The following is a 10,265-nucleotide window of genomic DNA, read 5'->3' on the forward strand; positions in this document are numbered from 1 at the left end:
CCCCGCCGGATCGAACCACTCTTCGGCCGTGCGCTCGTCGATCTCCGCTTGCGTCCAACCGCCCTGTTCGGGATGCCAGGAGAACGCGGCGCTATTGACGCGAAGAATCTCCGAATCATCTTCGCGGCCACCGTAGGTCCTGACGACAATGCCTTCCGGCACAAAGATTTCGGGAAGCTGAGGCGCGTCCAGTGACCGTCGTAGCTGCAGCAGTTCGCGGGCCACAACAAGCCCCAACGACTGCGCGAAAGCCTTTGCCGCGTCGACGTTTCCGTGAGCCCACACTGTGGTGCCGAGGCGTCCTTCGTCGAATACCGCAGCGGCAAGGGTGGTTCCGATCCCTTGCCGTCGACGCGCGGGATCGACTACCAACTCCGCCATGTCCGGGTGCTCACCCGAACCTGCTTGCAGCTGTGCATATCCCACAACATCGCTGTCGTCCCGAACGGCAAAATGTCGAGCCTGCCCGCGACCGGCTATCGCATGACGACCCTGCTCGGACACCGGCGCCTTGCCGTCGAATTCCGTGGCGCGGTCGAGCAGCGCCGAGACCTGCCGAGCCTGTTCCGACTGCAGTGAATCGCTCCAACTCATGTCACACCATCGTTCCGTCCGCCGATTCGTAGTCGACATCCTCGTCGTCCTCGAACCGGACCGGCGCAGCGGTGCCGTTCTTGGCCCTCGTGGGTCGCACGGCCTTGTATCCGACATTTCGGACTGTACCGATCAAGGATTCGTATTCGGTGCCAAGTTTGGCGCGCAAACGACGCACGTGGACATCCACCGTGCGGGTGCCACCGAAGAAGTCGTAACCCCACACCTCTTGCAACAACTGCGCCCGAGTGAAAACCCGTCCCGCATGCTGCGCCAGATACTTGAGAAGCTCGAATTCCTTGTAAGTCAAATCAAGGGGCCGTCCACGCAGTCGTGCCGTGTACGTCCCCTCATCGATAACCAATTCGCCCAGCGTGATCTTTCCCGACGCTTCCGGACTGGCAACGCCGCCACTACGGGCCACCAACAATCGCAATCGGGCGTCCACCTCCGCAGGCCCGGTACCGGGCAGGAGGATGTCGTCCAACCCCCAGTCCGCATTGACGGCAACAAGCCCGCCTTCGGTGAGAACAGCCACAACGGGTACAGCAGAACCTGTGCTTCCGAGCAATCGACACAAGCCGCGCGCAGCAGCCAGATCTATGCGTGCATCCACCAGTGCGACGTCGGCAGAACTCGCTTCGAGCAGTGAGGAAACCTCAGTGGGAGCGGGCCTAACCGAGTGCGCCAGCAGCGCCAACGCCGGGAGAACTGCCTCCGGGTTGGGGTCGGAGGTGAGGAGAAGCAACTCCACACTGTCTCCTATCTAATAGCCCGTGCACCCTGACAGGGCGACGCCCGAGTAATTCGACCCTTTTGGTCGGTCACTACATTAGCGCGCGCAGTACCGGGGCCGTCGCACCGAACCTCGGCCCGAGTCGGTCACAATGGTGCGGTGCGCAAACTGATCATCGGTATCGTCTTCCTCCTCGGCATCGGACTGGTCGCCGATTTCGGCGCTGCTGCGTACGCCGAATACCGCGTCTCGCGCGAACTCCGAGCAGGTGCCTCACTCGACGCAGACCCCGAAGTCACGTTCAACGGTTTCCCATTCATCACGCAGGCGCTGAACGGGAAATACAAGGACGTCTACATCCGAGCGACGGGCGTTCAAAGCAATATCATCGGAGAGGTCACCGTCGAAGCGGATCTGCGCGGAGTCTCCGTGCCGTTCACCGACTTGATCAACGGAAACGTCACCCAACTCCCCGTCGACAAACTCGACGGCAGGATGGGCATCAACGCAACTGATCTCGGTAAACTCCTTGGCATCCCTGACCTGCAGGTTTCTTCGCCGCCGGCCGACAAATCCGACGGCACGGGCGGGAGCGGAGGCACGGGCGCAACCACGGCCGGAGCCGTCGTCCTGACCGGAACCGTCGCTGTTGGTCCCGTCGAAACACCGGTCAGCGTTCAAGCGAATCTGGTCCTCGACGGAGGTCAGGTCAAGATCGTTGCCAGCAACCTCTACTTCGGGCCCGAAGGCGAAGCCGACTTCTCCATCCCCACAGCACTCGAACCCGTCATCCTGGGGATGTTCAGCTACACCATCGACCCCCAGTCACTCCCCTTCAATGTGAAGCCCAATCTCGTCTACGCAGAAGGCGGCCGCATCGTGATCGAAGGAAGCACCGAAAACACAGTCATCGATCTCGCGGAACTTCAGAACCCATGACCGGGATCACAATTCTGCTCGTCGCCCTCGTTGCCGTCGTCGCCGTCGGACTGTTTCTCAAATCGCGAAACGGAACGGTTCGCGCGAGCGCAGCGGCACCCCCGAACTCAGCCCAGGGCCGGACCGAACTCCTGGTCGCGGCCGGTGTGCAGTCCACCGGTGGGCCCGTCGTCCTGCATTTTTCCGCGGATTGGTGCGGACCCTGCGCCGCAGTGCGCCGCGTAGTCGACCAGGTAGTGACGTCGATGGCCGACATGCCGCGACCACCCACCGATATCGAACTCGACATCGACAAACACCCAGCGCTGGCCAGGGAAATGAGCGTCCTCTCCTTGCCCACCACCTTCATCCTCGACGGCAACCTCGTCGAGAAGTTCCGGGTGCCCGGAGTGCCGTCCACGACGGACTTGAGAAATGCGCTCACACCCTTTTCGACGCCCGACGATCCAAATTCCTCGATTACGGGGTAAAGTCGCGAACGTGCAAACCCGCCACGAGCTGTTGCTCACCCGACGCCGCGCAGTCGACCTGTGCCGCCTCGGTGGCTGTTGCTGTACCTGTTGTTGATCACACACCTGTCGGCTCTCGCTGACATTCGAGCTTCTGCTCACGTGATCACTCCACCGAATCGGACTTTTTCGGTCCACCATTCTCGGTCCAGGCAAGCACCATGCAATGCAATCCAGCGCAGGAGCACTTCCGATGTCCACAACCGCAACCCAGATCCAGCAAGTAGACGTTCGTGGCCCGCGGTTCGCCGCCTGGGTCACCACCGCCGTACTGGTTCTGACGCTCATCCTCTCGACCTTCTCCCTACCTGCAGCCACGATCCTCCTTGCACTACAAGCAATCGTGTTCGCGATCGGCGCGGTAGCCGGCCCCAAGCGAAGCCCCTACGGACAGATTTTCGGCAAGCTCGTCGCACCCAGAATTTCGCCCGTCACCGCACGTGAACCTGTTACGCCACTGCGCTTCGCGCAGTTCGTAGGCTTCGTCTTCGCCGTAGCCGGAACCGTCGGATTCCTTGCCGGATCCACCGTCGTCGGCACCGTCGCTACCGGTTTCGCACTCTTTGCCGCGTTGCTCAATGCTGCATTCGGCATCTGCCTCGGCTGCCAGATCTACCCTCTCGTTGCTCGGTTCCGAAACACCGGAAGAGCGTCGACAGCCTGAAAACGTTTCTCCCACAACCTCTACCAAAAACGACCTAAGCAAGAACACACCGGAAGGAACACCATGGCTCGCTCCGACGTCCTAGTCTCCGCTGACTGGGCGCAGCAGAACCTCAATGCCCCCAAAACCGTTTTTGTCGAGGTCGACGAGGACACCAGTGCATACGACGGCGGCCACATCGAAGGCGCAGTCCGACTCGACTGGCGCAAGGACCTCCAGGACAGCGTCCGCCGTGACTTCCTCAACCAGGAGCAGTTCTCGGACCTGCTCTCAGCCAAGGGAATCGCCAACGACGACACCGTCGTTCTCTACGGTGGCAACAACAACTGGTTCGCCGCTTACGCCTACTGGTACTTCAAGCTGTACGGCCACCAGGACATCAAGCTCATCGACGGCGGCCGCAAGAAGTGGGAACTCGACGGACGCGAGCTGTCGAAGGACGAAGTTACCCGTCCCGCAACGCAGTACAAGGCCGAGGCACCGGACTTCTCGATCCGCGCATTCCGCGACGAGGTCATCAGCTCCATCGGTTCCGTGAACCTCGTCGACGTCCGTAGCCCCGACGAGTTCTCCGGCAAGATCCTCGCCCCCGCTCACCTTCCGCAGGAGCAGGCGCAGCAGCGCGGCCACGTACCCACGGCCATCAACATCCCGTGGAGTACCACCGCCAACGAGGACGGCACCTTCAAGTCCGACGATGACCTTGCAAAGCTCTATGCCGACAAGGGCTTCGACGACACCAAGAACACCATCGCCTACTGCCGCATCGGCGAGCGTTCGAGCCACACCTGGTTCGTCCTGCAGGAGATCCTCGGCAAGAACAACGTCAAGAACTACGACGGCAGCTGGGTCGAATACGGCTCACTCGTCGGCGCACCGATCGAATTGGGAGCATAAGAATATGTGCGGAGCACCTACTCAGGGCCAGACCCTGCCTGCCGGCGTCGACGTCGAGAAGGAAACGGTTATCACCGGCCGCGTCCTCGCAGCTGACGGCCAGCCCATCGGCGGCGCATTCGTCCGCCTCCTCGACAGCACCGGCGAATTCACCGCCGAGGTCGTCGCTTCCGCTACCGGAGATTTCCGCTTCTTCTCCGCCCCCGGCGCCTGGACCGTGCGTGCACTCTCCAGCTCGGGCAACGGCACTGCAGCAGTGAGCCCCGAGGGCTCGGGCATCCACAACGTGGACGTCACAGTCAGCAATTAATTCACAAGCTCGAGGAAAGGCCCCGTACCGGTTCGGTACGGGGCCTTTCCCATCCCTCGGCGTCCCGATTTTTCCGGTAGGTCGACGCGGTCTAAGATGACGTTGTGGTCATCTTCTTCGAGGTACTTCTCGCACTCGCATCCGTCATGATCGCTTGGTTCTCCGTGTACGTCGTGTACCGCTTGGTCACCGACGAGTCGTGAGCCAAGCTCCGGGTTCAGGGTCTGACGCGACCGCTGACGATTCCAGCACTGCAGGCGCCATCAAACGCGGCAGTGGGGATGAGGCAGTCGCGATAGCTGTCGAACGCTCCAAGTCGACAGCTTCTCTCAACATTCCTACCCTTCCGGATCTTCCGTTGCCCGAGGACACCGCAAATCTGCGGCTCGGCCCGGATATCAACCCCGCTCTGCTCGCCCTTCTGCCGCTGGTCGGCGTCTGGCGCGGCGAAGGCGAAGGTCACGACCCCGAAACCGGCGACTACGTCTTCGGACAGCAAATCGTCATCTCCCACGACGGTGGTCCCTACCTGTGCTGGGAGTCCCGCTCCTGGGTTCTCGACGCCGAGGGCAAGTACACCAAGCCGGACACCCGCGAAAGCGGTTACTGGCGCATGGGCGGCGACGGCATCCCGGGCAGCGTCAACGAGGAAGTAGTCGAACTACTCCTCACCCACAGCTCCGGCGTCGTGGAAATGTACTACGGCACCGCGCTCACACAGTCGTCGTGGGAACTCGCCACCGACGTCGTGATCCGCAGCCAGTCCGGCGCACACTACGGCGGTGCGAAGCGTCTGTACGGCATCGTCGAAGGCGGCGACCTCGCTTACGTCGAAGAACGAATTCTTGCTGACGGCGCCCTCGAGCCCCGTCTCTCGGCGCGCCTGACGCGCTACATCGGATAGTTACACGGAGCGACCCCCGAGCCTTACCTGCGATTTCGCGCAGGTCCCGGTCGGACTGATCGGGGGCTCAGGGGTCGGGTGGCTGCCTGGGATTCGCCGGCCGCTCGCACGGTAAGTGAATTCCTTCAGCGATTGCGGCTAGCTGACAGCCACCTCACGCGTCCGTCTGTCATTCAATTTCAGACCACCTCCTTCCTTGTGTACTGGAGAAAGTACGCCCAGTTCAGCGAGACGGCAACGTATTTTCCGCAGAAACCTTTCCGACGCGTATCACCTGGTCAGCGCTGGTGTCAGCGGGAAGTTGATGCGTGACGACGACGACTGCCCGCGAAGGTTCGAGCAGATTGCCCTGGTGATCGAGTAGTTCGCGGATCAACTGGGCACCGACTTCGGCATCCATGTGTTCGGTCGGTTCGTCGAAAAGCAAGATTTCAGCAGGCGAGATGAGCGCCCGCGCCAACAGCAACCGCCGACGCTCCCCGCCCGATACTGCTCGCATGCCGCCGACCAGGACTGTGTCGAGTCCGACGGGCAGGTTCCCCAGCCAATCGCCGAGACCGACGCGCCGGAGAACTGCCTCGGCAGCCGAAGGAGTGAGATCACCGCGGGCCACACGTAGGTTCTCGAGCACTGAAGTCTCGAAGAGATGGGCGTCCTCCGCGAAGAATCCGATGTGCCGGCGTAGTTCGGCAGGGTCGATCTCCGAGATCGCTTCACCGCCAACAGCTACGGTCCCGGAGATTGGCGCAAGGAGTCCGGCCAGAGTCATCAACGCTGTGGTTTTTCCGGAGCCACTGTCACCGATCAGTGCGATCCGAGCGCCGGGACGTAAGTCGAACGTGAGCGGTTCGGTGACGTTTCCACCGGGCCATCCGGCGCGGAGTCCAGCTACGTGGAGAGTCGCAGCGTCCGGCCACGTGCGATCACCTTCGACTACTTCCTCATCCGCACGGTCGAGCACGGCCATGATTCGTGCCGACGCCAATCTTGCCTTGGTCAATGCCACTGCGGCACTGGGCAAAACCGCAGTTCCCTCGAATGCAGACAGGGGGAGCAGCACCAATATGCCGAGCGCCATCGGCGACATGCTGGTCTCGCCGTACAGCACAATGCCGATCAGAAGCGATGCCAGTACGCTGACGCCTATCGCGAGAGGTGTTGCGGCAGCGGCAAAAGCGCTCGGCGCCGCGGCCCGATCGGTGGCGTCTACAACATCACGTTCTGCGGCTACGGCATCGTTCACCGCACTGTCCAACCGTCCGGCGACTCGGAGTTCACTGGAATGATCCAGCGCCGTCACAGCGGACTTGCTGAACCTCACTGCAGCAGCGGAACTATCGGCTTCCGCCATCTGCGCAGCCCTCGCCGACAGCCACGGCGCCACAATTCCGGAGACTGCCAGAGAGACTGCCAGAATCAGCGCCGCGGGAATGGAGATGAACAACAGAATGCCGACGGCAGTGACAGCAAGAATTGCCGATACTGCAATGGGAACAAGCGCTTTCACCACCACATCGCCAACCGCGTCGACGTCGGCGCCGGTGCGTGCCAATAGATCGCCTCGACGCAAACCGGCGGCTGCGGCCGGATCACCGGACGCCAGTCGCGAATACATTTGTGCGCGTGCTGCCGTGGTCCCCCGCAGCGCAACGTCGTGCGTCGTCAAGCGTTCGAGATAGCGGAACACTCCTCGCGAAATGCCGAGGGCGCGTACGGCAACCACTGCCACGCTGAGGTCCAACACGGGTGGCATTTCCCACGCCCGGGTGATCAACCACGCCGACAAGGCAGCCAGCGCCAACGCACTTCCGAGGGTTGCCACGCCCGCCCCGACGGCCAGCAGAACGCGTCTCGGTTGTAATTCGAGTAGACCAAGTGCACGGAGCAACGGGTCTGGGCGGTCAGTTCTCATGTGCACGAACCTCGATGATCTGATCTGCGGCAGCAAGCACGCTCGGTCGGTGTCCGATCACGATGACGGTGTCGCCGCGTTCGGCTCGCGCTCGCAGGGACGCCAACACCATCTTCTCCGAATCCTCATCCAGGTGGGCGGTGGGTTCGTCCACGACAAGCACGGGTCTGTCCGATGCGAGGACTCGCGTCAATGCGAGTCGCTGACGCTGCCCCAGGGACAACCCCGAACCGCCGGCACCCACCACGCTGTCCAGTCCTGCGGAGAGTTCCGCGACAACTACGTCAAATCCGGTTGCCGCAGCGGCTTTCTTCAACGCTTTGGAATCGATAGGCCCCGAGAGAAACAGGTTCTCCCGGATCGTTCCCGGAAGTAGAACCGGGTGCTGTGGGAGCCACGCTACCTGCGCCCACCAATGCGAATCGTCGAGGTTACGGACATCCGATCCGTCGACAGTCACCGATCCGCTGTCCGGTTCGATCAACCCCAGAAGTGCCTGCACTGCCGTTGTCTTACCGGAGCCGTTCGGACCGGTAAGCACGGTGATCGCGCCGGGCCTTGCCGTCCCCGAAAGCTGGTACGGCGCAACCCCACCACGGGAATTTACGCTCAACGCGCCGAAAGCGATGTCGGCGCCGCAAGCAACAACCATGCCACTTCCACCCGCCGGCGCAGCCGATTCCGCCTCGATGAGCTCGAAAGCCTTGTCCGCAGCAGCCATTCCGTCTTCTGCTGCATGAAACTGTGTCCCCACCATCCGGAGCGGCAGGTAAACCTCGGGAGCAAGAATCAACGCGACGATGCCCGGTTCGAGGGACATGTCTCCATACACGAGCCGTAAACCGATACTGACTGCAACCAATGCAACACACAGTGTGGCAAGGAGTTCCAGAACCATCGACGAGAGGAATGCGACACGAAGGGCAGACATCGTGGTTCGACGATGTGACTCCCCGAGTTCCCGGACTCGCTCGGCCGGCCCCTCTTGACGGCCGAGCGCCCGCAATGTGGGCAGCCCAGCCAGAAGATCGAGCAATTGTGAAGACAGAGTGGTCATCGCCGCGAGAGTTTTCTCGGACTTTCCCTTCGTCAGAAGCCCGATCAGGATCATGAAGATCGGGATCAGGGGCAGCGTCACGAAGATAATGACGGCCGACGTCATGTCTTGCACGGCAATGACTATCAGCGTGATCGGTGTCAATGTCACCGACAGGATCAGCGCGGGCAGATAGCCCGTCAGATAGGGAGCGAGACCGTCGACGCCACGGGTGACGACTGTGGCAATCTCGTCGCGGCGCGGGTCGAGATCGCGAGGACTCATCGCCGTCGCCGACGCGAGCACCCCGTTCTTGATCTCCGCAACCACTCGGGTGGACGCGCGGTGGGCGAACCGCGCTTGCAGCCACGTGCCCAGCACCCGAATCCCGACGGCACCGGCGAGTACAACCAGTTCGGTTGCCCACGAAGAAATATCGACGGTTCGGGTGGTGATGACTCCGGCCAGCACCCGGCCGATCATGAGCGCCGTGACGATAACCATCACGACATTCACCATCGACAGGACGACTGTCAGAATCAGGTACCCACGGGCAGAAGCGGAATGCTGCCAGAGCCTTGGATCGATCGGTCCCCGGCGACGCTCCCGAACGGCGGGAGCGTCGCCTACCTCGATTGTCATTGGAATTCGACCGTCAATTCTTTCGAGGTTTCAATGTCGCATTTACCACGACTTGGCTTTGAACTTCAGCCCGATCGACGGCGGAATCTGCTTGCTTGAGATTCGCGCTCTGAACACCCAGTACGTCCAGCCCTGGTACAGGATCACGACGGGTGTCATGAACGCTGCAGCCCAGGTCATCACCTTGAGGGTGTAGGGACTCGACGACGCATTCTCGATAGTGAGGCTGTAGGCCGGATCAAGTGTGGACGGCATGACATTCGGGAACAGTGAGGCGAACAGCAACACGACGGTGGCGATAACGGCCACTGTGGTGAGAACAAATGCCCACCCTTCCCTCTCGGCGCGGGTCAGGAAGACCACACCGATCAGCGCAGCAGCTGCGAGGCCAACCAGAATCCACGTCCAGCCCTTGCCGTAGGCGAGCTGTGTCCACAGGACAAATCCACCGGCTACGGGGATTGCCGGAATGGCAAGCCGCGCCGCAATCTTCACGGCATCTTCGCGGACCTCGTCAGCAGACTTGAGGGCCAAGAAGACCGCGCCGTGCAGAGCGAACACCAGAGCAGTGGTCAAGCCGCCCAGCAGCGCGTACGGATTGAGCAGATCGAAGAACCCCGACACAACTTCCTTGTCGGCGTTGATCTCCACGCCCCGAACGATATTCGCGAAGGCGACACCCCACAGGACTGCGGGAACCCAGGAGCCGATGATGATGCCCCAATCGCAGCGCCGGCGCCATTTGTCGTCGTCGATCTTGCTTCGCCATTCGATGGCGCAGATACGAACGATCAAGGCCACCAGGATAATCAGTAGCGGCAGATAGAACCCGGAGAACAAAGTCGCGTACCACTCCGGGAACGCTGCGAACATCGCGCCACCCGCTGTGATCAGCCACACTTCGTTGCCGTCCCAGACGGGGCCGATGGTGTTGAGCGCTACGCGTCGACGCGTATCTGCCGGTACTCCACTACCTTTGCCGACAATCGGCATGAGCATTCCAACACCGAAGTCGAATCCTTCGAGAACGAAGTAGCCGACGAACAGTACTGCGACGAGCACGAACCATACTTCTTGAAGTCCCATGATCGCCTCCTAGTACGCGAACGACAGTTGTTTGGG

Annotated in this window: 12 protein-coding genes; 7 read left to right on the top strand and 5 right to left on the bottom strand. The window is 61.6% G+C overall.

Annotated elements, in window-relative coordinates:
- Nucleotides 1-594 (bottom strand): mycothiol synthase (mshD, locus tag QM600_RS27735; RefSeq protein WP_283264974.1); only part of this gene is annotated, 594 nt, incomplete at its 3' end.
- Nucleotide 595: 1 nt separating this feature from the next.
- The gene (locus QM600_RS27740; RefSeq protein ID WP_283264975.1) at nucleotides 596-1,348 is read right to left on the bottom strand and encodes a winged helix-turn-helix transcriptional regulator; all 753 of its coding nucleotides are present in this window, start codon (nucleotides 1,346-1,348) and stop codon (nucleotides 596-598) included.
- Between the two features lie 141 nt (nucleotides 1,349-1,489).
- On the opposite strand from QM600_RS27740, the gene QM600_RS27745 reads away from it, so the two are divergent.
- The 7 genes from QM600_RS27745 (at nucleotide 1,490) to QM600_RS27770 (ending at nucleotide 5,553) form a co-directional block, all read left to right on the top strand.
- Nucleotides 1,490-2,269, top strand: a complete 780-nt coding sequence (locus QM600_RS27745; RefSeq protein WP_283264976.1) for an LmeA family phospholipid-binding protein — start codon at nucleotides 1,490-1,492, stop codon at nucleotides 2,267-2,269.
- Nucleotides 2,266-2,739 carry a thioredoxin family protein gene (locus QM600_RS27750; protein ID WP_283264977.1) on the top strand — a complete coding sequence of 158 codons (474 nt, stop codon included), beginning with the start codon at nucleotides 2,266-2,268 and terminating at the stop codon, nucleotides 2,737-2,739. Before QM600_RS27745 ends, QM600_RS27750 begins: the two co-directional genes overlap by 4 nt.
- Nucleotides 2,684-2,836: a putative leader peptide gene (locus QM600_RS30050; RefSeq protein ID WP_502943124.1), complete on the top strand. Its 153-nt coding sequence runs from the start codon at nucleotides 2,684-2,686 to the stop codon at nucleotides 2,834-2,836. The genes QM600_RS27750 and QM600_RS30050 overlap by 56 nt, the downstream gene beginning before the upstream one ends.
- Nucleotides 2,837-2,971: 135 nt before the next feature.
- Nucleotides 2,972-3,442 carry a DUF4395 domain-containing protein gene (locus QM600_RS27755; RefSeq protein WP_283264978.1) on the top strand — a complete coding sequence of 157 codons (471 nt, stop codon included), beginning with the start codon at nucleotides 2,972-2,974 and terminating at the stop codon, nucleotides 3,440-3,442.
- A gap of 63 nt (nucleotides 3,443-3,505) precedes the next feature.
- Nucleotides 3,506-4,339 (top strand): sulfurtransferase, encoded by an 834-nt coding sequence (locus QM600_RS27760; RefSeq protein WP_283264979.1) that lies wholly within the window; start codon nucleotides 3,506-3,508, stop codon nucleotides 4,337-4,339.
- Between the two features lie 4 nt (nucleotides 4,340-4,343).
- Nucleotides 4,344-4,649, top strand: coding sequence for a DUF1416 domain-containing protein (locus QM600_RS27765; RefSeq protein ID WP_283264980.1), 306 nt, complete (start codon nucleotides 4,344-4,346; stop codon nucleotides 4,647-4,649).
- A 262-nt stretch (nucleotides 4,650-4,911) separates the two neighbouring features.
- Nucleotides 4,912-5,553: a heme-binding beta-barrel domain-containing protein gene (locus QM600_RS27770; protein WP_094274777.1), complete on the top strand. Its 642-nt coding sequence runs from the start codon at nucleotides 4,912-4,914 to the stop codon at nucleotides 5,551-5,553.
- 223 nt (nucleotides 5,554-5,776) lie between these two features.
- Here the strand turns inward: QM600_RS27770 and cydC are convergent, their stop codons facing one another.
- The 3 genes from cydC to cydB are packed head-to-tail and all read right to left on the bottom strand — an operon-like array spanning nucleotide 5,777 to nucleotide 10,229.
- Entirely contained in the window at nucleotides 5,777-7,465 is a 1,689-nt protein-coding gene (cydC, locus tag QM600_RS27775; protein WP_283264981.1) for a thiol reductant ABC exporter subunit CydC, read from the bottom strand.
- The gene (cydD, locus tag QM600_RS27780) at nucleotides 7,455-9,143 is read right to left on the bottom strand and encodes a thiol reductant ABC exporter subunit CydD (RefSeq protein ID WP_283264982.1); all 1,689 of its coding nucleotides are present in this window, start codon (nucleotides 9,141-9,143) and stop codon (nucleotides 7,455-7,457) included. Before cydD ends, cydC begins: the two co-directional genes overlap by 11 nt.
- Before the next feature lie 42 nt (nucleotides 9,144-9,185).
- Nucleotides 9,186-10,229 (bottom strand): cytochrome d ubiquinol oxidase subunit II, encoded by a 1,044-nt coding sequence (gene cydB / locus QM600_RS27785; RefSeq protein WP_283264983.1) that lies wholly within the window; start codon nucleotides 10,227-10,229, stop codon nucleotides 9,186-9,188.
- Nucleotides 10,230-10,265: the final 36 nt, after the last annotated feature.

This window comes from Rhodococcus sp. IEGM 1379, from assembly GCF_030056815.1.
GTDB lineage: Bacteria > Actinomycetota > Actinomycetes > Mycobacteriales > Mycobacteriaceae > Rhodococcus_F.